The organism is Candidatus Caccoplasma merdavium (genome assembly GCA_018715595.1).
Classification (GTDB): domain Bacteria; phylum Bacteroidota; class Bacteroidia; order Bacteroidales; family UBA11471; genus Caccoplasma; species Caccoplasma merdavium.
The window spans coordinates 265,148-291,767 of the sequence record DVLI01000026.1 but is presented as its reverse complement, the minus strand read 5'-3'; the positions used below and the strand labels follow the sequence as shown (position 1 = coordinate 291,767).

The window sequence follows — 26,620 nt, the reverse complement described above, 5'->3', positions numbered from 1 at the left end:
AATTATAAACCTATGAAACATTTGATGCCCAAACTTCCTTATGCGGTCGATGCCCTTGCTCCGGTCATGAGCAAAGAGACCATGGATTATCACTACGGAAAACATCTGCAAACCTATGTCGACAATCTCAATCGGCTTATCGAGAATACGCCTTATGACGGCATGTCGCTCGAAGAAATCGTGAAGAGTTCCGATGGGGCAATCTTCAACAATGCGGCACAAGCCTGGAACCATACCTTCTTTTTCGATATGCTCACACCCCGCAAAAAGGAGATTCCGGCGAATCTGTTCGACGTGTTGACACGCGATTTCGGTTCGGTCGAGACGTTTAAGGACCAGTTCTCCAAGGCGGCCATTTCCCTCTTCGGCTCAGGCTGGGTGTGGTTGGCTGCCGACAAGCACGGCCATCTCTCGATCGATGCCATGGGAAATGCGGGAAATCCGTTGATCAAGAATCTCAAACCCGTCATGACCATTGACGTGTGGGAGCATGCTTATTACATCGACTATCGCAACCGCCGAGCCGATTTTGTAAAAGCTTTTTGGGGGCTTGTCGATTGGGATAAGGTGGCAGGTCGTTTATGAGTCATTTTACAAATGAAATCGGGGAAAAAAGGTCCCGATATCACGTCGAGCCCCTTTTTCACGATTATTCATGTTCTGTTTATCGGTCGGGCCATAATCAATCTTCATGAATCGATGGCGCAGCCGAGTAGAGGTGTTTCAACACTTCGGCGTCGATATAAAACACGGTTTCTTCGGCCAAGTTGATGATGTGGTCGCCGGTACGTTCAAGTTTGCGTAAAATGGCGGCTATTTCCAGACAGAACCGAATGGCCGAGGGGTAATCTTTTGCATACTCGGCCAGCTTGTCGAGTGCTTTTTTGTTGAGAGAGTCCAAAAGATCGTCTTTCTCGATGACCGACTTGGCCAAAGATACATTGGACGTTTCTAATGCTTTGTATGTTGTCGTGAACATTTGCAGCACTTGTTCATACATGTCGGTCAATTCTTTGGCATTGAAAAGTTGCTTGTCTGCATCGGAAATGGCATTTCTTACCACAAACCTGGCTATGCTGTCGGCATAATCGCCGATGCGTTCGAGGTTGTTGTTGATTTTCAACATGGCCAACATAAAACGGAGGTCTACGGCCACCGGATTATACAATGCGATGAAGTCTTCAATGTCGCTATCGATTTTCAAATCGAATGCATTTACCCGTTTTTCTCTTGAGGCGACGCTGTTTGCCAACTCCTCGTCGTGGTTGCGCAAGGCTTCGAAAGCATTTTCGAGCTGTTGTTGCACCAGCAACCACATGTCACTCACTTCATTTTTTATCGCGATAAGTTCGTTTTCAACAAATTTTACCATAATAAATTGCTTTTATTTTATCCAAAACGTCCTGTAATGTAATTTTGTGTGGCTTCCTTGGAAGGATTTGTAAAGATTTTTTTCGTATCGTCATATTCTACCATTTCTCCTAAGTAGAAAAATGCTGTTTTGTGGCTGACGCGAGCGGCTTGTTGCATGCTGTGGGTAACGATGACAATCGTTGTTTGCTTGCATAATTCGCATATCAGTTCTTCGATTTTTGCCGTCGATATGGGGTCGAGGGCCGAGGCCGGTTCGTCCATCAGCAGAACCGATGGTGACACGGCCATGGCCCGGGCTATGCACAAACGTTGTTGTTGGCCCCCCGAGAGAGCATAAGCCGACTCTTTCAACTTGTCTTTCACCTCTTCCCATAAAGCGGCACCTTTCAAGGCTTCTTCCACTTTGTGTGAAATGTATTCTTTGTCTTTGACCCCGTTGACACGCAAACCATAGGCCACATTCTCGAAGATGCTTTTGGGAAAAGGATTGGGGCGTTGGAATACCATGCCTACGTTTCTCCGTAAAACATCTACTTCGACCGACTTGTCATAGATGTCTTGTCCGTCGATGGAGATATTGCCGGTCAGCCTTGTATTGGGAATCAGGTCGTTCATGCGGTTGAAGAGACGCAGAAAAGTCGATTTTCCGCAACCCGATGGGCCGATAAATGCCACGACTTGATTTTCGGGGATTGTTAAGGATATATTTTTCAAGGCATGGAAATTCCCATAATAAAAATCTACATTGGTTGCCTTTATTTTGTCCATGATGTTTCTTGTTTGTTATTTTAACTTTATTTTTTTGTCGAAGTGGTTGCGTATGCCGTTGGCGGCCAGATTCATGATGAGAACGATGACGATGAGGACAAAAGCCGTCCCGTAAGCAATGGGTTCTTGGGCTTCGATGTCGGTTCCACTGGTGGCTACGACGTAAAGGTGATAGGGCAGGGCCATGCATTGGTCAAAAATCCCCGTGGGTAATTTGGGTAAAAAATAGGCCGCGCAAGTGAATAGGATAGGAGCTGTTTCGCCCGAAACTCGTCCCAGAGACAAAATCAATCCTGTTATGACACGGGGAGTGGCCATCGGAAGCAGTACATTCCAGATGGTCTGGGCTTTTGTGGCACCCAAAGCAAGGCTTCCTTCTCTGAAGTGGTTCGGAATGTCTTTGAATGTTTCTTCGGTCGTGCGAATAATGATGGGAAGTGCCAACAGTCCCAATGTAAGGGAGCCGGCCAAAATGCTGTCGCCGAAATCTAACCGATTGACAAAAAATGCCATTCCGAAGAGGCCGAATACAATCGACGGTATGCCGGCCAAGTTGTTGGTCATGGTCCGTATGAAATTGACCAGTTTCCCCGAACGGGCATATTCACTCATGTATATGCCGCTCATGATTCCTATGGGAAACGCAAATATGGCGCTGCCAATCATCAAATAAAATGTCCCGACGATGGCCGGCCAGATTCCTCCCTTGGTCATGCCGTCGCTGGGAGCTTGGGTGATAAAGTCCCAGTTGATGACACCAAACCCTTTGATGAGGATAAATCCCAAGATAAAAAAGAGTATGACGACAATGCTGTAACTGAAAATCCGGAATAAAGCGAATGCCGAATTTTGAGCTAATTTCCTCCGTTTGATAAAAGAGGTGGTGTTGAAACTCATAATACTATTTTTTTATTTTGTTGCGTGCCGAAACGATTTCCACGCAGGAGTTGATGAACAATGTGATAAAGAATAGAATGACACCGAGCAAGAACAGGGATTGGTAATGGGCCCCTCCGGCCGGGGCTTCTCCCAATTCGGCTGCAATCGTAGCGGGGATAGTACGCAGCGGTTCCATGATCGATGTCGGTATGACCGCCGCATTGCCGGTCACCATAAGCACGGCCATTGTCTCGCCGATGGCGCGGCCTATGCCCAGAACGACACCTGAGGTGATACCCGATATCGAAAACGGTATGACGACCTTGTATATGGTTTGCCATTGTGAGGAACCGAGTGCCAAACTGGCTTCTCGCATGGATCTTGGGCAACTGCGCATGGCATCTTCGGCAACGGTGATGATGGTAGGCAGAGCCATGATGGCCAAAACGATGCTTCCGGCCAGTCCGGATTCTCCGACAGGGAGGTCGAAGACGTTTTGCAGGGAAGGAACGATGACGGCCAATCCGAAAAATCCATATACGACAGAAGGTATGCCGTTGAGAAGTTCGATAATCGGTTTCAATATTTTTCTGATTTTGGGATTGGCCACTTCTGACATGTATATGGCTATGGAAAGCCCGAAAGGAAGAGCTATCAGTATGGCAAAGAAACTTACCCAAAGAGTTCCGTACAGCAATGGCAGGATTCCGAAAATGGGTGACGGTGTGGCGGTGGGGTACCATTCTTTGCCCAACAAGACATCTTTTACCGGAATGTTTTTGTCTTCAATCAAGCGTATGCCGGGTTCGTTTTGAACCAGGTTTTTGGGGACAAAAGCAATCATGCCCTTTTCTTGCCGAATGATGTCTCCTATTTTATTCCCCGCATATTCATATTCGGCTCCGAGTTCTTCTTCGGAATAATATTGGGACAAATCTTCGAGCCGGAATGTTTGCACGGGAATGTCTTCGCCTCCCAACTCTTTCCAGTTGGGTATTTCTTCATCGAAGAGGTTTTTTATCTGCTCTGCACTTAACGATTTGATTTTGTTTTCTTTGTTGACGGCGAGCGTATATCCGTCTTCGATTATCGGATTGTTGAAGAGACCGACTGCTTCGGTAAACAAGAAACCAATAATCAACAAAATGGCCGCGCTGGTTACAAAGCCGCTGACGGTAAACAACCGCGTTGCAATATAGTCAATCCATTTTTTCATATAGAATTTTTTATAATGTGGCGGGAATGAATCCTAATTCCAAAGAAATGTTTTCGGCCTTTTCTGATGTGATGAATTGTATATAAGGACGGACTTTTTCTTCGTCTTTTTTATTGTAATAATAGTAAAGCGGCCGCACGATGGGATATTTTTTTGCCCGGGCGTTTTCTATCGACGGGTGAACATAGTTCTTTCCACCGTCGTATGATACGTTGATGGCTTTAACAAAAGGGTTGAGGTAGGCCATGCCCACATAACCGATGGCTCCTTTGGTTTGTCTTATCGATTGTATGATGGCTCCTGTTGCCGGCATGGAAAGGATATTGTTGGTGTAGTTCTTGTTTTCCAGCACGCTTTCTTTGAAAAATTCGTATGTGCCCGATGAGGTTTCCCGTGAATATACGATGATTTTGGCATCGGGGCCGCCCACTTCTTCCCAGTTGGTTATTTTCCCCCGAAAAATGGCCTCCAATTCTTCTCGCGTGAGATTGTTGACCGGATTTGACGGATTGACGATTACTGCCAATGCATCGTAAGCTACAATGACTTCGTTGACCTCGGTGCTGTTTTGTTTCAGTTTCATTTTCTCTCCGAATTTGATGCGCCGGGAAGACATGGCAATATCGGTCGTCCCTTCCATAATGGCCGAAATGCCCACTCCGCTGCCACCACCGGTGACGGTGACCGATGTATTTGGATATTCGTGCATGAATGTTTCGGCCCATTTTTGGGTGAGAGGAAGAACCGTGTCGCTGCCTTTGATGCGTTGTGAAGCAGATGGTTGAGAAAAGATGAGGAACAACGGGAGAATCAAAAGAATGTTTTTATACATATTATTCGGCATTGATTTGACGATGCAAAATTCATATTATAATGCGAAAAAGATGTTACATTCAGATTACAATTTTTTTTCACAGTGAAAATAATTGTACCACTACATGATTATAAAGTTTCATTATGGGGAACATGTTATGCTGGCCAGCGTGGAAAAAAGTATTCGGGTCGATGTAAATAAAATAAAGGAATGTGATAAATGGATTTTATTCGCTATCTTTGCCGCTATTAAACAAACGTGATATATCTGCAAGTAGAAAAACTTTGACCATGACACAAGTAGCAGAACAAAATGAAGAGGAAAAGAAAAGCCTGAATTTTATAGAACTGGCTGTCGAGGCCGATTTGGCTGCCGGCAAAAACGGAGGTCGGTTGAATACCCGTTTCCCGCCCGAGCCGAATGGCTATTTGCATATAGGCCATGCGAAAGCGATATGCATGGACTTTGGTATTGCCGAGAAATTTGGCGGAACCTGCAATTTGCGTTTCGATGACACCAACCCTGCCCGTGAAGATGTGGAATATGTCGATTCCATCATGGAAGATATACATTGGTTGGGCTTCGATTGGGGAGACCGTCTCTATTATGCATCGGATTATTTCCCCAAATTGTATGATTTGGCCATACGCATGATAAAAGAGGGCTATGCCTATGTCGACGAGCAGACCTCGGAGCAGATTGCCCAGCAGAAAGGTACCCCCACCCAACCCGGCGTGAGCAGCCCTTATCGCGACCGCCCCATAGAAGAGAATCTCGACCTTTTTGAACGCATGAACAAAGGTGAGTTTGAAGAAGGTTCGATGGTATTGCGCGCAAAAATCGACATGGCCTCTTCGAACATGCACATGAGAGACCCGATCATGTATCGCATCATCAAGCACCCGCATCACCGTACGGGAACGAAATGGAACGTATATCCCATGTACGATTTCGCCCATGGACAGTCGGACTATTTCGAAGGGGTGACCCACTCGATATGTACGTTGGAGTTTGAAGTACACCGCCCCCTGTATGAGTGGTTCGTGAAATTCCTTGCCGACGAGAGCTATTGCCCGCGACAGATCGAGTTCAACCGCCTCAATCTCACCTATACGGTGATGAGCAAGCGCAAATTGTTGCAGCTCGTGCAAGAGAAACTCGTGTGCGGTTGGGACGACCCCCGCATGCCGACCCTCTGCGGATTGCGCCGTCGCGGGTACACCCCTGAGTCGATACGCAATTTTGTCGACAAAATCGGCTACACCAAATTCGACGGTCTCATCGACGTGGCGTTGCTCGAACACAGCATACGCGAAGACCTCAACAAAAACGCCAATCGCGTGGCGGCCGTGGTCAATCCGGTGAAACTGGTCATTACGAACTATCCCGAAGACCAAGTCGAATACCTCGATACCGAAAACAATCCCGAGAAGCCCGAAGCCGGAGTGCACTCGATGCCCTTCACTCGGGAACTTTACATCGAACGGGAAGATTTCATGGAGAATCCGCCCAAGAAATTTTTCCGTATGACGCCGGGACAAGAGGTGCGACTCAAATCGGCTTATATCGTGAAATGTACCGGTTGCAAGAAAAACGAGGCCGGGGAAATCGAGGAAATATATTGCGAATACGATGCCGCCACCCGCAGCGGATTGCCCGAGAGCAACCGCAAGGTGAAAGGTACGTTGCACTGGGTGTCGGCGCGTCATGCGGTCGAAGCCGAAGTGCGCATGTATGACCGTCTTTTCATGGTCGAAAATCCGGCCGAGGAGAAAGAGAAGGATTTCAGAGAGCTTTTGAATCCCGATTCGTTGAAGGTCGTAAAAGCCTATATCGAGCCCTATTTGGCCGAGACGGCAAAATGTGGCGACCACTATCAATTCCAGCGTATCGGTTATTTCTCGGTCGACCCCGATACGACCCCGGGACATTTGGTCTTCAACCGTACCGTCTCCTTGAAAGATAGTTGGGAGAAAATAAAAGATAAACATTGAACCGTTATACAATCTATTCCCTGCCGGAGCAATACGGAAATATTTTTTCGTTTTGCTCCGGTATTGTCGTAAAAATGGGCATTTATGGATAATGAAGAAATCGATTCAGAATTGATACGCCGCTATGAGGAGATGCTTCGGCGGGGAGAACGCCGCTATTTTGATGCCGAGGACCTCGAAGACATCGCCTATGAATATGAGCTCTCGGAACAATACCAGGAGGCTCTCGACGTTATTGAGTATGGATTGGAGTTGCACCCCGGCAATCCCGAGTTGCTGGTGCGACGTGCCGGGTATTTGCTGTGTCTCGACCGCATCGACGAGGCCGAGAAGCAAATATCGGTGCTTCACAGTCATTCGGTCGATGCCCTTCTTATCCAAGCCGAAATAGCATTGATTCGTTCCGAAAAGACACGGGCGATTGCCTATATCGATGAATTGCTCGATTCCGATGAGTTGTCGTTGGACATTTGTCTCGATGTCATCGATTTGTTCCTCGACTACGATTGCCTTTCGGAGACATACGCCTTTATCGATGAGGCTTGCCGTCGATTGCCCAAAGATGAAGATGCCCTGATGCGGGAGTTGGCTCACATCTATGAAGACCAGCAGCAGAACGACAAGGCCATCGACATTTACAACAAGTTGCTCGACAAGGATCCCTATTCGCACTCCGACTGGTTCGACTTGGCTCGTTTGTTGGCCTTGCAAGGCCGGTATGACGAGGCTATCGAAGCCTGTGACTTTGCATTGGCTATCGACGAGAACAATGTCGAGACGATGATATCTAAGGGGTGCTGCCTCTATGACAAAGGCGATTTCCAGTCGGCCATGCGCATTTTCGATGAAGTACTCGAAGTCGCCGGCGACAAGAGTTTGGCTCATGCCATGTTGGCGGCCTGCTATTCTCACATGGGGCTCTACGAGCGAGCCATCAATTCGCTGTTGCTGGCCATACGTTATGCCGATTATCCGAACGCTGATTTTTATTATCAGTTGGCTACCAACTATTACAGCATCAACGATTTGGCTCATACGCGCGAAGCTTTGGAAAAGACACTCGAAATAGACACTTATCATGTCGATGCGATTCTTTTCCTGGGAGAACTCGATATGTATGAAAGACATTGGGCCGATGCCGAGAAACATTTTCAGCAAGCCCTTGTTCTTGACCCCGAAAATGCGTATGCCTGCAAAAACTTGGCCCAACTCATGGAGCAGTTGGCCTCATTGGCAGAGGGAGAGGAGCGGTCGCTTTATCTCGGAAAAGCCATTGAATATTACACCAAGGCGGCCGATTATTCGCACTATACCGATGTGGAGATGTTGTTGAGCCTGGCATTGGCTCATTTCAAATATGGTGATGTGGAAGAGGCCATGCAGTTGGCCGGAGAGATAGAGACTCTCATGGGCAATGCGGAGACTTTGAACAACATGGACGACGAGAATCGTCGGAAGGTGGAGTCTTTGGCTCACATCATGCGACTTCTGCGAGACGAACTGGGTAGAAACCTGAATACGAATTTGTAATGAATTATAAATGACATTTATGGAAAAACGAAGTGCCAAAGATTATGTGATTTTGATGCTGAAAGGCATGGGTATGGGAGCTGCCGATGTTGTGCCCGGTGTGTCGGGCGGGACGATTGCTTTCATCGTAGGAATATACGACGAGTTGATAGACTCAATAAAAAGCATCAACATGCATTCGTTGAAACTCTTGTTTACGGGTAAGATTGCTGCTTTTTGGAAAGCGATAAACGCCAATTTCTTGTTTTCTCTGATATTGGGGATTGGCATCAGTATTTTTTCGTTGGCCAAACTCATTACGTTTTTGCTTGTAAATGAGCCGGTATTGGTGTGGGCATTCTTCTTCGGACTGGTATTGGCTTCGACATGGTTTGTCTCAAAAGACATCAAGGAGTGGAATTGGAAGACGATTTTGGGGTTTGCTGTCGGGGCAGTGGTTGCCTATTACATCACGGTTGCGACTCCTGCCGAGACATCGACCAATCTGTTGTTTATCTTCCTTTGCGGAGCCATTGCCATCTGTGCCATGATTCTTCCTGGCATATCGGGCAGCTTCATCTTGGTCTTGCTGGGGAAATATTTTTACATCATGGAGGCGGTCAATACGCTCGATTTTGTCGTCTTGGGTGTTTTTGCGTTCGGCGCATTGCTCGGTATCACGAGCTTCTCGCGGGTACTCTCTTTTGCGTTGAAGCATTTTCGCAACATCACGTTGGCGGTCCTCACCGGTTTCATGTTGGGTTCGCTCAACAAGGTGTGGCCGTGGAAAGAGGTGGTAGAAACTTATGTCGACAGCCATGACGAAGTGAAACCTTTGATCGAAAACAATATTTGGCCCAATGAGCATATTATCGCAGGATTTGCTTTAATGGTGGTCGGTTTTGCTCTTGTCTACTTCCTGGAAAAATTATCGGCAAAGAAAAGCGAATAGTTTTTGTCGTAAAGACCCAAATGCCTTGATGTCGTCCCGATGGATAACCAGCACGAAAACAACAAGCGTATAGCCCGCAATACATTCTTCCTGTATCTGCGCATGATACTCATCATGGGCGTGAGCCTGTTTACCTCGCGGACGATTTTGCAGGCATTGGGTGAGGTCGATTTCGGTCTTTACAATGTGGTCGGGGGTGTTATTACCATCTTTTTGTTTATCTCCGACTCCATGGCCCGCACTTCGTCGCGTTACATCACGGTGGCTCTCGGCGGAGGCGATGCCAATGAGTTGAGGCGGGTTGTGAGCACGACCCGGCTTATACAGATAATCTTTGCAGTTATTATTTTTGTTTTGGGCGAGACTTTGGGATTGTGGCTGTTGTTGAACAAACTGGTTATCCCGGCCGAACGAATGACGGCTGCCATGTGGGTTTACCAATGCTCGGTGATTACGTCGATGCTATCAATCCTTACGGCTCCATACAATGCTTTGATTATTGCTCACGAGCAGATGAAGGCTTTTGCCTATATTTCGGTTTTTGAAGCAATCTCCCGTTTGGCGATAGCATATCTCGTACAGTGTTTCTATGGCGATAAACTCATCGTCTATGCTTTGCTTTTGCTGGCTTTGCAACTGGGCGTTTGTCTCTTTTATGCGTTCTATTGTCGACGGAATTTTGCGGAGAGTAAAGCTCCGTTGGTTTACGAACGGAACCGCCTCAAAGAGATGTTTGCCTATTCGGGGTGGACTTCATTGGGAAATTTGGCCATAGCCGGTTACACCCAGGGTCTGAATATTTTGCTGAATATCTTTTTCGGCCCGTTGGTCAATGCCGCTCGGGGTATTTCGGTGCAGGTACAGGGAGCTGTTTCCCGGTTTGTTTCCAACTTTCAGGTTGCGATTAATCCACAAATAACCAAGTCTTATGCGGCCAATGACCTCGATTATATGCACAAGTTGGTGCTGTATAGCTCGAAATATGCCTTTTTCTTGATGCTGGTGTTGAGTTTCCCCATCACCATCAATGCCGAGTATATTTTACATTTGTGGTTGGGGGAGGTCCCGCAACATACCGTCGTTTTTGTGCAGTTGACACTTGCCATTTCGACATTGGAGTCGCTCAAACAGTCGGTACTTACCTCTCTCCATGCCACGGGACGCATACGCAAGGTGCAGATTATTGAGAGTTGTTCGTTGCTGATGATTGTTCCTATATCGTATCTTCTTCTCAAAAGCGGCGTAACACGACCTGAGGTGGTGTTTGTGGTATATTTTTGTGTCGAATTTTTTACCCAGGTGTTGCGTGTACATTATATTCTTCCCCTTATACAGTTGCCCGTGAAGCGTTATTTACAGGTGGTTGTAGCCCCTCTTTCTCTTATTACCGCATTCCTCGTGTTGTTGTTCCTTTTTTATAAACCGCACCCCGACTTCCTTTCTTTCGTTTCTTCCTCGCTTCTGAGCCTGTGTGTGATATTCTTGCTGATATATCTTATCGGCCTCACCTCGGGTGAACGGAATTTTTTGTTACAAAGACTTCGGCGTTTGCACCTTTCGAGCAAACATTGATTGCGATTTCTTGCCGATGTTTTGTGGTACACTTTGGGATTAATCCTTATATTTGTAGGGGATAAGAGGCCGTTTGGCAATTATGACGTTCAGGCGTTTGGGCTCTTTTGTTCTCATTCATTATTAAAATCAGCAGAGCGATGATGATTTCGATAATTATACCGGTCTATAATGCGGCTCGTTATTTGCGGGCGTGCATCGACAGTATATTGTCTCAGTCGTTCAACGATTATGAGTTGATAATGGTCAATGACGGAAGTACCGATGAATCTTTGTCCATTTTGTCCGAATATGAAAAAACATATTCGGCAATAAAACTTATCGATGGTCCGAACGAAGGTGTCAGTAAAGCGCGTAATAAAGGCTTGGCGAGAGCGTCGGGCGATTGGATTGCATTTGTCGATGCCGATGACTATCTCCTGCCCGGTGCTTTGACAACTCTTTCGCAGAGAGCTTTGGCAACCAATGCCGATGTGGTCCTTGCCAACGCCATGAAGCTCAAAGACGGACAAATGTCGCTTCTCCATTCCTGGCCCGATGAGGTATTGCCGTGTGACGTGACGTCGATAAGGCATTTTGCCTTGTGGGGATATTTGTTCCGTGCTGACATTATTCGAGAAAATAAGGTGCGATTTATCGATGGATTGGCCTATTCCGAAGACCGCCTCTTTATCTATCGACTGATACCTTGTTGTAGGGAAATCGCCTATTGCCGTGAAGCGGTGTATGTTTACCGTCTCAATACGACATCGGCGTGTGCCAGTCGCGATACGTTGCGTAAGGTCCTGCATCAGTTCCGTGCCGCTCATTGTTTGCGGGAGATTGCCCAATCCTATTCGGTCGAAGATGGAAAAACGTGTCGCATATTGAATCATGATTGCGACAGGCTCATCAACCAAGGAATTTATTCATTTGTGGAATATCCTTCGGAAAAAGGTACGTTTGCGGCGATAAAAAATGCCTACAAGTCCATGTTCGGTTGGGAAATAAAGAGCCGGGCGCGATTTTACGCCGCCTATGTAATGGCCATTGCCCGTCATAAAAAACGCACCTTGATGACAAAAAAGAAAGAAAAATGAAATACAGTATCATTACTCCTGTATATAATCGAGAAGACTGTATAGAGCGTTGCATAAGGAGTGTCGACAATCAATCTCCCCAAGGTGACGAGGCAAACGGCTTTGCAATAGAACATATCGTGGTCAATGACGGGAGCCGCGACAATACTGGAACTCTTTGTGAGAAGTGGGCAAGGGAAAGTGCCCGTTTGCATTATATCGATTTCCCCGAAAACCGGGGTACCAATGCCGCCCGCAATGCCGCGGTAAGAGCCGCCTCAGGCGATTATATCATCATACTCGACAGTGACGACTATTTTGTCGGTGACGCCCTGAGGTTTGTCGATGCCACAATACGCAGTAATCCCGGCTATCGCTACTACATGTTCGCCCCCGACGACATCGATTATTCGTCGATGCGTCTGGAAGCCGGGACAACGAAGGAACTGACTTACCTCGACTTTTTGAGTGGCCGGATAGGAGGGGATTTTATCCATTGCATCGATGCCGAGATAATGAAACGTTATCCGTTCGATGAACGTGTGCGCATACACGAAGGGGCCTTTTTCCTATCTTTTTATAAAGAGGCCGGCAAAATGTTGTTTACCAACCGTATCGTTACGATACGCGAACGGGGGCGTGCCGATAGCGTGACTCGGGAAACGATAAGGACACGTCGCATACTTATCGAACGTCGCATGAAAGCGCAAGAACTCATGCTCGAACGTTTTGGCGATGACATGGCGGCTTATCGTTGCTCCGGGCAACTTGCTCAACTTTATGTCGAGCTCATCGAGAACTATCTCTTGCTGGGACGGTACCGTCAGATGGACGATTTGACCCGTACCTATCGGACAAGATGGGGCATGGAACCTCCTCGTACGAGAAAAGTACGTTGTTGCAAGATATTGGGGCGTATGCGTTTGGGCTTTTTCTACCGCATGGCGCTTTATGTTTATCTGCACGTCAAGTATAAGTGGTTGAGACGGAACGTGAAATAAGACTGTCGCACCCTATTGCTGTGGGTGAACATGTATCTTGTCTCAAAAATAAACCTGGAGAAATTACGGATTTGTTATTTCGGGGCTTTGAAGTATAGACCGATGGCGATGAACGCGTAAAGTATGTTGGGAATCCACACGGCGATTTGTGGTGATGTGGCACCCGATATGGCAAATGTCGAGGAGACCATGTCGAAGAGGATATAGGAAAAACTCAGCAACAGACCCATGGCGATGTTGAACCCCATTCCCCCCTTGACCTTGCGGGAAGAAAGTGATACCCCGATGAGGGTGAGAATAAAGGCTGCTGCCGTGTTGGCAAAACGCCGGTGGTATTCGATTTCGAAGCCGATGATATTGGCCACGCCCCGTTGTTTCTGCCGTTCGATGTAGGTTTTCAGTTCGGGGGTGGTCATCAGTTCGCTGTCATATTTTGAGATGAGGAAATCTGCCGGTTCGATGTGTATGAGCGTGTCGAGTTGTGAACCGCGGGAGAGGTACTCGTGCATGCCGTCGAAGTCGCGAATCACATAGTTTTTTACGACCCAATGGTAGTTCTCGTCATAGGTGACCGATTGGGCAATGAGTCTTGATTTCAGAATCTTCCCGTCGAATTTTTCAAGCGAAAAACGGTATCCGGTCTTGGTGCGGTTGTCATATCGGCTGATGTAGGCAATGACTCCCGGCTCTACTTGCAGTTGTATGTTGCTGGCGTAGTCGACCTTTTTGTTCTTGACATAGGTGTTTTGGTATTCGATGCGGGTGGCCGTTGCCGGCGGGATAACGTAGCTGTTGAGGTAGAAATTGAGACCGGCGATGATGCCTGCCGAAATCATGTAGGGAACGAGCAGCCGTTTGAAACTGATGCCGCTGGCCAGCATGGCAATGATTTCGGAATTGTCGGCCAGTTTCGAGGTAAAGAATATGACCGATATGAAGGTAAACAGCGGGCTGAACAGGCTGACAAAGTACGGAATAAAGTTGAGGTAATAATCTACGATGGTCGCTTTGAGCGGGGCTTTGAGCAAGGCGTCGAGTTTCTCGTTCACATCGAAGACCACGACGATAGAGATAATCAGGGCTATGGCAAAGACGTAGGTCCCTAAAAATTTCCGTATAATATATAGGTCGATTTTTTTTACCATATTCAGTGCCGGGGAGATTATAATCGTTGGGTAACGCGGACGACCGTCTCTTTTTTCCACGAAGTGAAGTCGCCGGCGATGATGTGCTTGCGGGCTTCGCGCACGAGCCACAGATAGAAGGCCAGGTTGTGTATCGAGGCGATTTGCAGTGCCAATAGTTCGTCGGCGATGAAGAGGTGGCGCAGGTAGGCGCGGGTGTATTGCTCATCGACATACGACGCGCCACCTTCTTCGATGGGAGAGAAGTCGTCGGCCCATTTGCGGTTGCGCATGTTCATGATGCCGTTGCGGGTAAAGAGCATGCCGTTGCGCCCGTTACGGGTGGGCATGACGCAGTCGAACATGTCGACTCCGCGTTCGATGGCTTCGAGCAAGTTGGCCGGCGTCCCGACCCCCATGAGATAGCGAGGTTTGTCGGCCGGCAGTATTTCGTTGACGACTTCGATCATTTCATACATTTTCTCCGTCGGCTCTCCTACGGCCAGACCGCCGATGGCATTCCCGTCGGCACCCAAGTCGGCGACATGTCGGGCGGCTTCGCGGCGCAATTCGGGATAGACACACCCTTGCACGATGGGGAAGAAGGCTTGTCGGTAACCGTATTTCCCTTCGGTTTCATTCATGTGCTTCCAACCCCGGTCGAGCCATCGTTGGGTAAGCGACAACGATTTGCGGGCATAAGCATAGTCGGCATCACCCGGGGTACACTCGTCGAGAGCCATGATGATGTCGGCGCCGATGATGCGTTGGGTGTCGACTACGTTTTCAGGGGTAAAGAGATGTTTCGAGCCGTCGATGTGGGAGCGGAATTGCACGCCTTCCTCGGTGAGTTTGCGTATGCCCGAGAGCGAGAAGACTTGGAACCCACCGCTGTCGGTGAGTATCGGTCGGTCCCAACCGTTGAACTTGTGCAGTCCGCCGGCGCGTTCGAGAATGTCGAGCCCCGGCCGCAGATAGAGGTGATAGGTGTTGCCCAGTATGATTTGGGCTTTTATGTCGTCGCGCAACTCGTGTTGATGCACGGCTTTGACGCTGCCTACGGTTCCTACGGGCATGAATATCGGGGTCTCTATCGTTCCGTGGTCGGTCGTGATGAGGCCGGCTCGGGCATTGCTTTGCGGGTCGGTATGTTGTAGAATGAAATCCATAGAGATGAAATACGTTGCAAAGATAACTTTTTCTTGCCGTTTGTCGCAACTCCCGCCCTTTAAAACGTGTTATAATCTGTGTCGGCACGGGGCGGCCTTCCTATCGACCCGTCAAAATGGCAGTGAAAAATAGACCGCTAATTGACGTTCGATAACCTGTTTATCGCGATGCGGCACTCTGGGTATCTGCCGTTTTGTCATACTAAGAGATTGAAAAACAGACGACTTGTCTATTTGTCGACTCTGGCACTGGCTTTGCAGATTTAAAGGTAAAAGACCTGAAAATAAAAGAAAGGAGTGATAAGATATGAACTTTAACAATTTTACCATCAAGTCGCAGGAAGCTGTGCAGAAGGCTGTCGATATGGCCACGCGCCGCAATCAGCAGTCGATCGAGCCTACACACCTCTTGTTGGGTGTCATGGATGTGGGCGAGAGTCTTATCGGTTACCTGTTCCAAAAACTGGGAGTCAATACCTCCCTGTTGAAAACTGCCCTTGACCGAGAAGTCGATTCGTTGCCCAAAGTCAGCGGAGGCGAGCCCTATCTGAGTCGCGAGAGCAATACCGTATTGCAGAAGGCGGTCGATTATTCGTCCAAATTGGGCGACCAGTTCGTGCCGCTCGAAGCCATAATCATGGCTATTTTGCAGACCTCTTGCACGGCATCGAAAATCTTGAAAGATGCCGGTGTCGCCGAGAAGGAACTGGGATTGGCCATCGACGAGTTGCGCAAGGGGCAGAAAGTGAAAGATGCCTCGGCCGAGGATACATACAACTCGTTGAGCAAATATGCCATTAACCTCAACGAGCGGGCCCGTTCGGGTAAATTGGACCCTGTCATCGGCCGTGACGATGAGATACGCCGCGTGTTGCAGATTTTGAGCCGACGCACCAAGAACAACCCTATTCTCATTGGAGAACCCGGTACCGGTAAGACGGCCATTGCCGAAGGTTTGGCTCATCGTATCGTGCGCGGTGACGTGCCCGAAAATTTGAAGTCGAAGCAAATCTATTCGCTCGATATGGGCGCGTTGGTTGCCGGCGCCAAATACAAGGGCGAGTTTGAGGAACGACTCAAAGCCGTAGTCAATGAAGTGATACAGGCCGATGGCGAGATAATTCTTTTCATCGATGAGATACACACCCTTGTGGGTGCCGGTAAAGGAGAGGGGGCCATGGACGCCGCCAATATTCTGAAACCGGCTTTGGCACGAGGAGAATTGCGGGCTATCGGTGCCACGACGCTCGATGAATACCAGAAATATTTCGAGAAAGACAAGGCATTGGAACGTCGTTTCCAGATTGTCATGGTCGACGAGCCCGATGAGTTGAGTACGATTTCTATCCTCCGTGGCTTGAAAGAACGCTATGAGAATCACCACAAGGTGCGTATCAAAGACGATGCCATCATTGCGGCCGTGAAACTCTCGGAACGTTATATTACCGACCGTTTCCTGCCCGACAAGGCCATCGACCTGATGGACGAGGCTGCTGCCAAGTTGCGTCTCGAAATCGATTCCGTCCCGCAGGAGTTGGACGAAATCTCCCGCCGTATCAAACAGCTCGAAATCGAACGCGAGGCCATCAAACGGGAAAATGACGAAGTGAAACTCTCTTCGCTTTCCAAGGAAATTGCCGACTTGAAGGAAGAAGAGACTCGTTATAAGGCCAAATGGGAGGCCGAGCGAAACTTGCACAACAAGATACAGCAGAACAAAATCGAAATCGAAAATCTCCGTTTCGAGGCCGACCGTGCCGAGCGTGAAGGCAACTATGAGAAAGTCGCCGAGATACGTTATGGTAAAATCAAGGCCAAGGAAGATGAGATAAAGGAGATTCAGGCCCGACTCAAAGAGCAGCAGGGCGGCGGAGCGATGATAAAGGAAGAGGTCGATGCCGACGATATTGCCGATGTCGTTTCACGCTGGACGGGTATCCCCGTGAAGAAGATGTTGCAGAGTGAGAAGGAAAAACTGCTGCATCTCGAAGAAGAGCTGCACAAGCGTGTCGTGGGACAGGACGAAGCCATACAGGCTGTTGCCGACGCCGTGCGCCGCAGCCGTGCGGGACTGAGCGACCCGCGTCGTCCTATCGGTTCGTTTATCTTCTTGGGAACGACCGGTGTCGTAAAAACCGAGTTGGCCAAGGCCTTGGCCGAATACCTGTTCGACGACGAGAACATGATGACCCGTATCGACATGAGCGAATACCAAGACAAGTTCAGCGTGACGCGACTCATCGGTTCGCCTCCCGGATATGTCGGATACGAAGAAGGCGGTCAACTCACCGAAGCCATTCGACGCAAGCCCTATTCGGTTGTGCTGTTCGATGAGATAGAGAAGGCCCACCCCGACATCTTCAACATCTTGCTGCAAGTGCTCGACGATGGCCGACTCACCGACAACAAGGGCCGATTGGTCAACTTCAAGAACACGATTATCATCATGACCTCCAACATGGGGTCACAGTTGATACGCGAGAACTTTGAGCACCTCAACGATACGAATCGGGAAGAGATTACCGAGAAGACCAAGAATCAAGTGCTCGATATGTTGAAACAGACCATACGTCCCGAGTTCCTCAACCGTATCGACGAGACGATCATGTTTACGCCGCTCAATGAGGCTCAGATACGCGAAATCGTTTCGATGCAGTTGCACAACGTCGGAAAACTCTTGGCTGCCAATGATGTGAAACTCGAAGTGACACCGGCGGCTCTCGACTTCATTGCCCGTCAAGGGTATGATCCCGAGTTCGGTGCGAGACCCGTGAAACGTGTCATACATCGTTATGTGCTCAACCAGTTGTCCAAAGATTTGTTGGCACAGAAAGTCGACAAGGAGAAACCCATTGTCATCGATGCCGATGCATCGGGCTTGATATTCCGTAATTAACAACATGAAAATAAAAGAGCGGGTTGCCAAGGTAGCCCGCTCTTTTTTGTTTAATCCACACTCATTCTGTGATAGAATTTGGCATAAGATTGAGCGTAGTCATTTTCTTTCTCGCTATCTTTGCAGCGGTTTTTAGTAAGTATTGATTTTTGATGAAGACAAGTGATTTTTCTTGGAAAGGCCATGTCGCATTATTGGCTGCCAATATTATTTGGGGACTGAATGCCCCAATAGGGAAAGAAGCTCTTGCCGCCGTATCGGCTACGGCCGTGACGGCCTATCGTATGCTGGGGGCTTGTTTCGCCTTTTGGATTCTTTCGCTTTTTCTCCCTCACGAACATGTGACGCGTCGCGATAAAGTCATGTTGCTTTTTGCCGCATTGTTTGGTATCGTGTTCAACCAAGGCATGTTCATCTATGGCTTGTCTCTCACCTCTCCGGTAGATGCCTCCATCATCACCTCCATGCCACCTATCATTACGATGATACTCTCGGCCATATTCCTGCGAGAACCCATAACTTGGAAGAAGGTCATTGGTACCGTGTTGGGCGTTTCGGGAGCTTTGATACTTATTTTTGGTAACTCTTCGTCGCATGGGGGAGTCTCTTCGGGTAATGCCTTGGGCGACTTGCTTTGCTTGTTGGCACAAGTCAGTTTCTGTATTTATCTTACCCTTTTCAAAGGGCTTATATCTCGCTATTCCCCTGTGACGGTGAGCAAGTGGCTTTTTCTTTATGCCTCGATATGTTTCCTCCCGTTTTCGTACAATGAGATATTGGCGGTCGATTACCTCTCGTTGCCTTTCTCGATTTATTGGCGACTTGCTTTTGTGGTATTCGGCGCGACGTTCCTCTCGTATCTTTTCATGACGACGGGACAGCATCTGTTGCGGCCTACCATCATCAGCATGTATAACTACGCCCAGCCAGTTGTTGCCACGATAGTCTCTGTGGCGTTGGGGTTGAGTGTATTCTCTTTCTCGATAGGAGTGGCCGTGCTGTTGATATTCTCGGGTGTCTATTTTGTAACCCAAAGTAAGTCGAGAGCCCAGCTCGATGCCGAACTCGCGGCGCAAAGTCATTCTCGGAATAAAAATATTTGACGGAGGCATTTGCATAAATCGTCCTTCCTGCGTATCTTTACATCTCATAAAAACAACATGATATGACGACCGAAAAAAATGATTTGCTCACATACGACGAAGACGACGCCGTAAAGTTCATTCGCAAAAACAATCCATCATTGGCTCTCGACGACAATCAGATAAATTATATTATCGATTTGGTATATGACTATTATGAGTCGCGCGGCCTGCTCGATGAAGACAAAGAAGAGTCGGTAGAGATTGCCGATGACGAGTTGATAGAGTATGTCATCGCCAGTGCGCGAAAAGAGAAAATATACACTCTCAGCGACGAAGACATTGCTGCTGTCGTAGAGGGCGAGTTGGATTATTGCGACTCCTTGGGCGTCTTCGAAGATTGATGAAACAGATGAGAATAAGACCTCTTTTCATCACGGGGCTGCTTTTTGTTTGCGGCATGCTTGTCGCCGGCTCCGCCGATGCGGTCAAGAAAAAAGACCTGACGCCAGCCCCCGATTGGCATGCCATGACTCGCGGAGAGCATATTGCCTGGCTGACCCTCACTCCCGAAACGAAACCTCATGTGCGTGAAGCGATGCAGAAGCGGATAGCTTCTCTTCTCAAAATCTTCCCGGCACAGGTTACGACCATGCGCGACAGCGTGGTGGCATGTGTCACTGTGCCTGCTTCGCGACTGTTCCTTCCCAACGGAGCCGAACTGTCTGGCAAGGGGAAAGAACTTCTCGAAAAACTCCCGACGCTTTTCCCGGGTGACGATTTCCGTTTCATCGTATCGGCACACACGGCCAATGCCGGCAGTGCCACTTACATAACGCAACTCTCCCAGCAGCGAGCCGATGCCGTGGCGGCCCTTTTGAAACAACGGCTTGGCGCGACCTCCATCGTGCTCCCTTATGGAGTAGGGGCGGCCGAACCCATAGCTCGTAACAATACCTATCAAGGTCGGGAAGAAAACCGACGGGTGGAGATTTGGCTCATTCCGTCAGCCTCTTGGGTAGAGAAGTTGACTGCGAAACAATAGGAAGGTATAAGTTCCTCTTTTCTTTCAAGACGCGGCAGCCTTTGGCTGTATGCTTTTCGGTGTGGGCGGCATTGGACCGGAAATCCCGATAACGCAGGAGCGAAAGGCAAAAAAACGTATCGATTCAGGGAATGCGATGCCGAAATTCGGCATTTATCCCTATCTTTGCAAGAAGAAAAATTAACAAAAACAAGATATGGCAAAAGAACTCAAAGAATTGACCAAACGCAGCGAGAACTATTCGCAATGGTACAACGATTTGGTCGTGAAAGCCGACCTTGCCGAGCAATCGGCTGTGCGCGGCTGCATGGTGATAAAACCTTATGGATATGCAATTTGGGAAAAAATGCAACGTCAGCTCGACGATATGTTCAAGGCCACCGGGCACGTCAATGCCTATTTCCCTCTGCTCATACCCAAGTCTTATTTGAGCCGTGAGGCCGAGCATGTCGAAGGCTTTGCCAAAGAGTGCGCCGTGGTAACGCACTATCGCTTGAAAAATGCGCCCGACGGCTCGGGCGTGGTGGTTGACCCCGCAGCCCGTCTCGAAGAAGAGCTCATCATTCGACCCACCTCCGAGACCATTATATGGAGTACCTATAAAAACTGGATTCAGTCATATCGTGACCTGCCTATTCTTTGCAATCAGTGGGCCAACGTGTTGCGTTGGGAAATGCGTACCCGTCTTTTCCTGCGCACGGCCGAGTTCCTTTGGCAGGAGGGGCACACGGCTCATGCCACCCGTGAGGAGGCTGAGGCCGAAGCCGTGAAAATGCTCAATGTTTATGCCGAGTTTGCCGAGAAGTATATGGCCATGCCGGTCATCAAAGGCGTAAAATCGGCCACTGAACGTTTTGCCGGTGCATTGGAAACTTATACCATCGAGGCTCTCATGCAAGACGGCAAAGCCTTGCAGTCGGGAACTTCGCATTTCTTGGGACAGAACTTTGCCAAGGCATTCGACGTGCAGTTTGTCAACAAAGACAATCAACTCGAATATGTATGGGCCACGTCGTGGGGCGTTTCGACCCGATTGATGGGTGCCCTCATCATGTCGCACTCCGACGACAACGGACTGGTGTTGCCTCCACATTTGGCTCCCATACAAGTGGTTATCGTGCCCATCTACAAGAGTCTCGAACAACTCGCGCAAATCGACGAGAAGGTCTCGGGTATCGTCAAAGCCTTGCAGGCACTGGGTATTTCGGTCAAATATGACAATGCCGACAACAAGCGACCCGGATTCAAGTTTGCCGATTATGAGTTGAAGGGCGTTCCCGTTCGATTGGTTATCGGTGGTCGTGACCTCGAAAACAACACGGTGGAAGTGATGCGCCGCGATACCTTGGAAAAAGAGACCCGCAGTTGCGACAATATCGAGCAATATGTCAAAGACCTGCTCGAAGAGATACAGGCCAATATCTATAAGAAAGCCTACGATTACCGCACTCAACACATTATCAAGGTCGATACCTACGAAGAGTTCAAAGAGAAAATCGAAGAGGGCGGTTTCATTCTTGCTCACTGGGACGGAACCCCCGAGACCGAGGCGCGTATCAAGGAAGAGACCAAGGCCACGATACGTTGTATTCCACTCGAAGGCGATACCACGCCGGGTGTTTGCATGGTGACCGGCCGTCCGTCGGCTCGTCGTGTGCTTTTCGCCCGAGCTTATTGATAAAATGGAGTATAAGAAAGAGAGAGGGCACCAGCCACGGCTGGGGCCCTCTCTCTTTCTTGATTATAGACGCATTAGGGTGTCGATTGCAGGCATATCGTGGCAAACGGGCAATAGGAGCAGGGTCCTTCATCACCGATATGGACTGTTTGCGTAAATGGGGTGTTCGCATCGAATATTTCTTGCAGGCAGTTGTTGAATGCTTGCCTGAATTCTTTGTCTATCGTGGAATAATCATCGAGCGGAGAATAGCCCCATTTTATATAAGGGTCGAATTTCTGGGGTGAGAATAGCTCCTGTACCTGGTAGATGGCCGGGACAATCGCCGATTGAGGTCGGTCTTCATCGGTTACCATCATGGCATACATGAATACCTGCATGATGGCTTTGCGTCGGTCTTTCTTTTCCTTGTCAAAGAGCTCTTCGATGCTCTTGAAGTCGGTTTTGTCTTTTCCGGTTTTGTAGTCGACGATACGCATTTTCCCCTCTTTCATGTCGATGCGGTCGATAAATCCTTTCAATAGGACTTCCCGTCCGTCATCGAGACGGTGTACCTGTTTTATCAGCCGCTCGGAGGTGAGGTAGGTAAAGGGCGTAAGGGCCCGGTCTGTGGCAAGGGTCTTTTTTACATATTTGCGTATGACTTCGCCCACGAGGTAATTTTGTCCGGTGAGTGCCTTGGGGCGTTGCGGGGTCTTGAAGTAGTTCTCGGCAAAAGCCTGTTCGATATAGCTCGTCAACATCTTCTCGTCGTGTTCGGCCGTTTTGAGGGCTTCGGCTTGTATGGGTTGCCCCTTCATGCGGTCGTAGATTTGTTGCATTACCTCGTGGTAGATGCTGCCGAACACTCCGGCATCGATACCTTCGGCAACATCTTCGCCCTCTTGGAAACCCTCAACATAGCTCAGATAGAATTGCATGGGGCAGCTGATGTAGGTGTTGATGGCGCTGGCCGAGAGATAACGGTCGCCGCCACTGAGGTAGCGACTGAGTTGCGACATGACATACTCGTCTTTGGGTATGGCGATGGCTTGGTTTTTCTTGGCCTTGATGGGGTACCCCACGATTTTTTCGTTGATGGGGAGACGGTAGTGGTATTTCAACTGGTACACATACCGGCTCACTTCGCCGCTGGCCATGTCTTCGGTGCGGGTGTCGTAGAGCAGGAAAACTCTTTTGGCCCGATGTATGAGCCGGTAGAAGTAGTATGCGTAGATGCTGTCCTGGTGCTCGGTGGTCGAGAGGTCGAATCCCTTGCGCAGGTTGTAGGGAATAAGCGATGAGGCCACTTTCTTCACGGGGAATACCCCCTCGTTCATCGAGAGGATAATGACATTCTCGAAGTCGAGGGCACGGGTTTCGAGGACTCCCATGATTTGAAGCCCCGAGAGAGGTTCTCCTTCGAACGGAATGGAAATGCCGGCCGTGAGCTTTTTCAGCAACTTGAAGAATGTGGCTACATTCATTTCTACGCCGTTTTCCTGCATGATGCCTTTCAACCGGTTTATGGCCAGGTAGTAGTGGTAAATAAATTCCCGTTCGAGAGCGACAACCGAAATTTCGGCATTCTCTTCGTCGGTATTCTCATCGGCATCGTCCAACTCTTCTTGAAGCATGGTCAACAAGGTGAGAAGGTAGTCACAGACTTCATCGGCGTTGTTCAAATAGACAAATATCTGTTTCAGGAGCGGTGTTACGCCCAGTTCGTTTTGCGGAATAAATATCTTGTTGTGTTTGCGAATATCATCGGTCAGGCGATTGATTTCGGCCTGTCCCGAGGGTTGCAGGTATCGGTTGCTGAGCAGCGCGAGCACGTTGCGGTGGTAGAAGAGGACCTCCTCGTTCCCGGGACGGATATGCTTTTGCAGGTCGGCGAGAATATCCATCAGTCCGGCTACGGTGGTGTTTGCCAGCGTGTAACCCATGGTGATGTTTATCGGGTCGATTTCGCGGGGTATGGCATAGAGCATGGGCAGGAGCAGGTGTTCGTCGGGCAGGACGATGGCCGTGTTCAGCGCTTTCTCGGGAGAAGGAATCGCGTTGCTTTTCATCAATTCCCGCAAAATGATCTCGCATTGTTTGGCTTGCCCCACTGCCGAGGGAATGCCCATGAGTTCGACTTGTGGAAAGGCATAATCCGATTGCTCGTCTTCGAGCGATAATTGCGAAGGGAACTCTTTGGCATTGGGTCTTAGGAAGTAGGCGGCCCGGTTGTATTCGTCTTGTAGCGTGGGAGCTTTGTCGTCCCAATAAAAATCGGCTATTCCTCTCTTTTTAAGTGCTTTCATGAGGGTCTCTTCGGCTCGGTTCAAGACGTTGAGCCCCACAAAAACAATCCGTCCGAAAGGCAGGTCGATGTTGCTATCGGCCTGCTCGGCCACCGCTCTGTATATCATGCCTTCGTAGCCCAATCCATGATCTCGCAGGTCGTTACGGAACCGCTCATAAAGCTCGTATAGAATAGACCACAGCGAGACAAAATGGCTCTTGTTGTCGCTTTCGCCTATGGGCATGAAGTTTTTCCAGAAGCGGCGAATGTAGGCTACCTGCTCCTCGGTGAGCGGACTGCCGAAGTGGGCATCAATCTCTTTGAGGTCGTGAATGTTGGTAAACAGTTGCCGGGCGTCGGCCATATACTTGTCTACATCGTCGAAGTCGTTGAGAAGCGTTTCGCCCAGTGGGACAAATTCGTCGAAACTCTCTTTCTGCGGATAGAGTTCGGCGTAGTGCCGGTAGAGGGTGAACAGCAGATAGATGTGGTCGGCCGGTTGCAATGCCGAAAGTTGGGTAAAGAGGTCGGTAACCGTAGTGACGGTCGGAGAGAAGAGTGGCCCGTCGATAATCTCGGCGAGATATTTTTTGAAAAAGATGCCGGCCCGTCGATTGGGAAAGACAAAGGTTATCTCCTGAATCTCTTCGCGGTAGGTGGCATAGAATGTTTCGGCGACTTGCTTTAAAAAAGGTGTCATACCCGTTGCATGAAATTTAAGGTTACAAGTTTAGGGAAAATCTGTGGAAAAACCTCCAAAATTCGGCAGATTAACGCAATGTAATCTGTGAATTAAGTAGTTAGGAGAAAATCGCGGAAGTTGGATAGAGGGCTGAATAGCGTTTCAAAGCGGATTGGAGAAAGAGAACGGTTTCCTAATCGTTACCCGTCAGAAATGCAGATTTAACAGTCACCGTTCCGTTTGCGCCGCTCTGCGTAGGTTTGCTTGTCAAGGTTTAACTCGTTGATTTATAGTTTTGCAACAAAAAAGGACGAGTATGGCAAGAAGTACATTTCGCGTGCTGTTCTATGCGAACGGCAGCAAGGAGAAGAACGGAATTGTCCCCATCATGGGACGGGTTACAATCAACGGAACGGTGGCGCAGTTCAGTTGCAAACAGAGCATTTCAAAGGAACTTTGGGATGCCAAAGGCAACCGTGCCAAAGGCAAGAGCCGTGAGGCGGTGGCGGTCAATTATGCCCTTGACAACATCAAGGCGCAGATAACGAAGCATTACCAGCGGCTTTCCGACCGTGAGGCGTTCGTAACGGCTGAAATGGTACGTAATGCCTATCAAGGTGTGGGCACGGAGTATGAAACATTGTTGCGTGCCTTTGACAAGGAGGCAAGTGATTGGCGAATGGTTCAAGGAACAGTTTGGCAGGCTGTTCTCATCCATTAAAAGGACTGTTAAGCCGCTTAGGAGAGACAAGGGCATGAGATTATAAACGATGCCAACGGGAGGGTAGCAAGTTTGTGTTTGGGGCAGACCAAAACCGCTTGCTATCCTCCCATTGGTTAAATTCAAAATCGGACAGGAAACATCCTCTACTCAAAAATCTATAAGTTTTCTTGTTAAGTTTGGTTATTCATATTTGTCTTGGATGAAGTGCGTCCGCATTCTCGGTTCATATTCCGGCTTGCGAACGCCGTTCTTCCGTCCGCTTTCAATGCACTTTAGCAACCACGCCATATTTTGCCCCAAGATGCGCATGGTCTGCAAGCCTTCCTTGTCCTTGCGCACATCGTCGGGTGTGAAGCCGTGTACCGAGTTCCAGTATTGCGATGCTACGATAGGCATATTCGCAATAGTGAAATATTGATTCAATTGCTCGAAGGTGGCGGAGGCTCCACCACGGCGGCACGATACTACTGATGCGCCGAGCTTGCCCGCCATGCGGTTCTCCGTGGCGAAGAACAGGCGGTTCAGGAACGAAACGAGTTGTCCCGTTGGTGCACTGTAATAAACCGGAGAACCGATGACGATGGCATCAAATTCATCCAGCCGTTTCTGTATCTCTTGCACGAGGTCGTCGCGGAAACAATGTCCTGTATTCATGCAGGCTCCACAGGCGATGCAACCCGCTATGGGCTTCTTGCCTAAATACAGCAATTCCGTCTCAATGCCGTTTGCCTGCAAGGTGGTTTCCACTTCGTGCAGGGCGGTATAGGTGCAGCCCGTTTGATTCGGGCTGCCATTAATCAACAATACCTTCATA

21 protein-coding genes and 1 pseudogene are annotated in these 26,620 nt (G+C 48.8%); 13 read left to right on the top strand and 9 right to left on the bottom strand.

Going from position 1 to position 26,620, the window contains the following annotated elements; all coding sequences use genetic code 11:
- Positions 1 to 12: 12 nt before the first annotated feature.
- Positions 13 to 585: a superoxide dismutase gene (locus IAD09_09780; GenBank protein HIT82510.1), complete on the top strand. Its 573-nt coding sequence runs from the start codon at positions 13 to 15 to the stop codon at positions 583 to 585.
- Between the two features lie 97 nt (positions 586 to 682).
- On the opposite strand, the gene phoU is transcribed toward IAD09_09780, so the two are convergent.
- Genes phoU through IAD09_09755 form a run of 5 tightly spaced genes read right to left on the bottom strand, consistent with a single transcriptional unit; the run spans position 683 to position 5,069 of the window.
- A complete protein-coding gene (phoU, locus tag IAD09_09775) occupies positions 683 to 1,372 on the bottom strand; it encodes a phosphate signaling complex protein PhoU (GenBank protein HIT82509.1) in 690 nt (229 codons plus the stop codon).
- 17 nt (positions 1,373 to 1,389) lie between these two features.
- Positions 1,390 to 2,142, bottom strand: coding sequence for a phosphate ABC transporter ATP-binding protein (locus tag IAD09_09770; protein ID HIT82508.1), 753 nt, complete (start codon positions 2,140 to 2,142; stop codon positions 1,390 to 1,392).
- 15 nt (positions 2,143 to 2,157) lie between these two features.
- The gene (gene pstA, locus IAD09_09765) at positions 2,158 to 3,039 is read right to left on the bottom strand and encodes a phosphate ABC transporter permease PstA (GenBank protein ID HIT82507.1); all 882 of its coding nucleotides are present in this window, start codon (positions 3,037 to 3,039) and stop codon (positions 2,158 to 2,160) included.
- A 4-nt stretch (positions 3,040 to 3,043) separates the two neighbouring features.
- Positions 3,044 to 4,237, bottom strand: coding sequence for a phosphate ABC transporter permease subunit PstC (gene pstC / locus IAD09_09760; protein HIT82506.1), 1,194 nt, complete (start codon positions 4,235 to 4,237; stop codon positions 3,044 to 3,046).
- Between the two features lie 10 nt (positions 4,238 to 4,247).
- Positions 4,248 to 5,069 (bottom strand): PstS family phosphate ABC transporter substrate-binding protein, encoded by an 822-nt coding sequence (locus IAD09_09755; GenBank protein ID HIT82505.1) that lies wholly within the window; start codon positions 5,067 to 5,069, stop codon positions 4,248 to 4,250.
- A gap of 272 nt (positions 5,070 to 5,341) precedes the next feature.
- Between IAD09_09755 and IAD09_09750 the strand changes: the two genes are divergently transcribed.
- The 6 genes from IAD09_09750 to IAD09_09725 all read left to right on the top strand — a co-directional run bounded on the left by IAD09_09750 (position 5,342) and on the right by IAD09_09725 (position 13,137).
- Entirely contained in the window at positions 5,342 to 7,045 is a 1,704-nt protein-coding gene (locus IAD09_09750; GenBank protein ID HIT82504.1) for a glutamine--tRNA ligase/YqeY domain fusion protein, read from the top strand.
- A gap of 84 nt (positions 7,046 to 7,129) precedes the next feature.
- Positions 7,130 to 8,575: a tetratricopeptide repeat protein gene (locus tag IAD09_09745; GenBank protein ID HIT82503.1), complete on the top strand. Its 1,446-nt coding sequence runs from the start codon at positions 7,130 to 7,132 to the stop codon at positions 8,573 to 8,575.
- Positions 8,576 to 8,594: 19 nt separating this feature from the next.
- Positions 8,595 to 9,506 carry a DUF368 domain-containing protein gene (locus tag IAD09_09740; protein HIT82502.1) on the top strand — a complete coding sequence of 304 codons (912 nt, stop codon included), beginning with the start codon at positions 8,595 to 8,597 and terminating at the stop codon, positions 9,504 to 9,506.
- Positions 9,507 to 9,545: 39 nt separating this feature from the next.
- On the top strand, positions 9,546 to 11,078 hold the full coding sequence (locus tag IAD09_09735; protein HIT82501.1) for a lipopolysaccharide biosynthesis protein: 1,533 nt from the start codon (positions 9,546 to 9,548) through the stop codon (positions 11,076 to 11,078).
- A 140-nt stretch (positions 11,079 to 11,218) separates the two neighbouring features.
- The gene (locus IAD09_09730; protein ID HIT82500.1) at positions 11,219 to 12,157 is read left to right on the top strand and encodes a glycosyltransferase; all 939 of its coding nucleotides are present in this window, start codon (positions 11,219 to 11,221) and stop codon (positions 12,155 to 12,157) included.
- Complete coding sequence (locus IAD09_09725) at positions 12,154 to 13,137, top strand: glycosyltransferase (protein ID HIT82499.1); 984 nt, start codon at positions 12,154 to 12,156, stop codon at positions 13,135 to 13,137. Before IAD09_09730 ends, IAD09_09725 begins: the two co-directional genes overlap by 4 nt.
- 74 nt (positions 13,138 to 13,211) lie before the next feature.
- On the opposite strand, the gene IAD09_09720 is transcribed toward IAD09_09725, so the two are convergent.
- Both IAD09_09720 and tgt read right to left on the bottom strand, forming a co-directional pair.
- Positions 13,212 to 14,282, bottom strand: a complete 1,071-nt coding sequence (locus tag IAD09_09720; protein HIT82498.1) for an LptF/LptG family permease — start codon at positions 14,280 to 14,282, stop codon at positions 13,212 to 13,214.
- A gap of 17 nt (positions 14,283 to 14,299) precedes the next feature.
- Positions 14,300 to 15,430, bottom strand: a complete 1,131-nt coding sequence (gene tgt / locus IAD09_09715; GenBank protein HIT82497.1) for a tRNA guanosine(34) transglycosylase Tgt — start codon at positions 15,428 to 15,430, stop codon at positions 14,300 to 14,302.
- Between the two features lie 307 nt (positions 15,431 to 15,737).
- Between tgt and clpB the strand changes: the two genes are divergently transcribed.
- The 5 genes from clpB (at position 15,738) to IAD09_09690 (ending at position 22,131) form a co-directional block, all read left to right on the top strand.
- Positions 15,738 to 18,326 carry an ATP-dependent chaperone ClpB gene (gene clpB / locus IAD09_09710; GenBank protein HIT82496.1) on the top strand — a complete coding sequence of 863 codons (2,589 nt, stop codon included), beginning with the start codon at positions 15,738 to 15,740 and terminating at the stop codon, positions 18,324 to 18,326.
- 152 nt (positions 18,327 to 18,478) lie between these two features.
- Positions 18,479 to 19,429 (top strand): EamA family transporter, encoded by a 951-nt coding sequence (locus IAD09_09705; GenBank protein ID HIT82495.1) that lies wholly within the window; start codon positions 18,479 to 18,481, stop codon positions 19,427 to 19,429.
- Positions 19,430 to 19,491: 62 nt separating this feature from the next.
- On the top strand, positions 19,492 to 19,812 hold the full coding sequence (locus IAD09_09700; GenBank protein HIT82494.1) for a hypothetical protein: 321 nt from the start codon (positions 19,492 to 19,494) through the stop codon (positions 19,810 to 19,812).
- Between the two features lie 8 nt (positions 19,813 to 19,820).
- Positions 19,821 to 20,453: an OmpA family protein gene (locus IAD09_09695; GenBank protein HIT82493.1), complete on the top strand. Its 633-nt coding sequence runs from the start codon at positions 19,821 to 19,823 to the stop codon at positions 20,451 to 20,453.
- Between the two features lie 196 nt (positions 20,454 to 20,649).
- Positions 20,650 to 22,131: a proline--tRNA ligase gene (locus IAD09_09690; protein HIT82492.1), complete on the top strand. Its 1,482-nt coding sequence runs from the start codon at positions 20,650 to 20,652 to the stop codon at positions 22,129 to 22,131.
- 74 nt (positions 22,132 to 22,205) lie between these two features.
- Here IAD09_09690 and IAD09_09685 read toward each other — a convergent pair whose 3' ends face one another.
- Positions 22,206 to 25,100, bottom strand: coding sequence for a PD-(D/E)XK nuclease family protein (locus IAD09_09685; protein ID HIT82491.1), 2,895 nt, complete (start codon positions 25,098 to 25,100; stop codon positions 22,206 to 22,208).
- A 298-nt stretch (positions 25,101 to 25,398) separates the two neighbouring features.
- On the opposite strand from IAD09_09685, the pseudogene IAD09_09680 reads away from it, so the two are divergent.
- Positions 25,399 to 25,746, top strand: a pseudogene (locus IAD09_09680) (site-specific integrase).
- Positions 25,747 to 25,986: 240 nt separating this feature from the next.
- On the opposite strand, the gene IAD09_09675 reads toward IAD09_09680, so the two are convergent.
- The gene (locus IAD09_09675) at positions 25,987 to 26,619 is read right to left on the bottom strand and encodes a flavodoxin family protein (GenBank protein ID HIT82490.1); all 633 of its coding nucleotides are present in this window, start codon (positions 26,617 to 26,619) and stop codon (positions 25,987 to 25,989) included.
- Between the last annotated feature and the right edge of the window lies 1 nt (position 26,620).

Coding starts and splice junctions, on each gene's coding strand:
- IAD09_09780 (HIT82510.1), top strand. CDS start 13: ATGAAACATTTGATGCCCAAACTTCCTTATGCGGTCGATGCCCTTGCT.
- phoU (HIT82509.1), bottom strand. CDS start 1,372: ATGGTAAAATTTGTTGAAAACGAACTTATCGCGATAAAAAATGAAGTG.
- IAD09_09770 (HIT82508.1), bottom strand. CDS start 2,142: ATGGACAAAATAAAGGCAACCAATGTAGATTTTTATTATGGGAATTTC.
- pstA (HIT82507.1), bottom strand. CDS start 3,039: ATGAGTTTCAACACCACCTCTTTTATCAAACGGAGGAAATTAGCTCAA.
- pstC (HIT82506.1), bottom strand. CDS start 4,237: ATGAAAAAATGGATTGACTATATTGCAACGCGGTTGTTTACCGTCAGC.
- IAD09_09755 (HIT82505.1), bottom strand. CDS start 5,069: ATGTATAAAAACATTCTTTTGATTCTCCCGTTGTTCCTCATCTTTTCT.
- IAD09_09750 (HIT82504.1), top strand. CDS start 5,342: ATGACACAAGTAGCAGAACAAAATGAAGAGGAAAAGAAAAGCCTGAAT.
- IAD09_09745 (HIT82503.1), top strand. CDS start 7,130: ATGGATAATGAAGAAATCGATTCAGAATTGATACGCCGCTATGAGGAG.
- IAD09_09740 (HIT82502.1), top strand. CDS start 8,595: ATGGAAAAACGAAGTGCCAAAGATTATGTGATTTTGATGCTGAAAGGC.
- IAD09_09735 (HIT82501.1), top strand. CDS start 9,546: ATGGATAACCAGCACGAAAACAACAAGCGTATAGCCCGCAATACATTC.
- IAD09_09730 (HIT82500.1), top strand. CDS start 11,219: ATGATGATTTCGATAATTATACCGGTCTATAATGCGGCTCGTTATTTG.
- IAD09_09725 (HIT82499.1), top strand. CDS start 12,154: ATGAAATACAGTATCATTACTCCTGTATATAATCGAGAAGACTGTATA.
- IAD09_09720 (HIT82498.1), bottom strand. CDS start 14,282: ATGGTAAAAAAAATCGACCTATATATTATACGGAAATTTTTAGGGACC.
- tgt (HIT82497.1), bottom strand. CDS start 15,430: ATGGATTTCATTCTACAACATACCGACCCGCAAAGCAATGCCCGAGCC.
- clpB (HIT82496.1), top strand. CDS start 15,738: ATGAACTTTAACAATTTTACCATCAAGTCGCAGGAAGCTGTGCAGAAG.
- IAD09_09705 (HIT82495.1), top strand. CDS start 18,479: ATGAAGACAAGTGATTTTTCTTGGAAAGGCCATGTCGCATTATTGGCT.
- IAD09_09700 (HIT82494.1), top strand. CDS start 19,492: ATGACGACCGAAAAAAATGATTTGCTCACATACGACGAAGACGACGCC.
- IAD09_09695 (HIT82493.1), top strand. CDS start 19,821: ATGAGAATAAGACCTCTTTTCATCACGGGGCTGCTTTTTGTTTGCGGC.
- IAD09_09690 (HIT82492.1), top strand. CDS start 20,650: ATGGCAAAAGAACTCAAAGAATTGACCAAACGCAGCGAGAACTATTCG.
- IAD09_09685 (HIT82491.1), bottom strand. CDS start 25,100: ATGACACCTTTTTTAAAGCAAGTCGCCGAAACATTCTATGCCACCTAC.
- IAD09_09675 (HIT82490.1), bottom strand. CDS start 26,619: ATGAAGGTATTGTTGATTAATGGCAGCCCGAATCAAACGGGCTGCACC.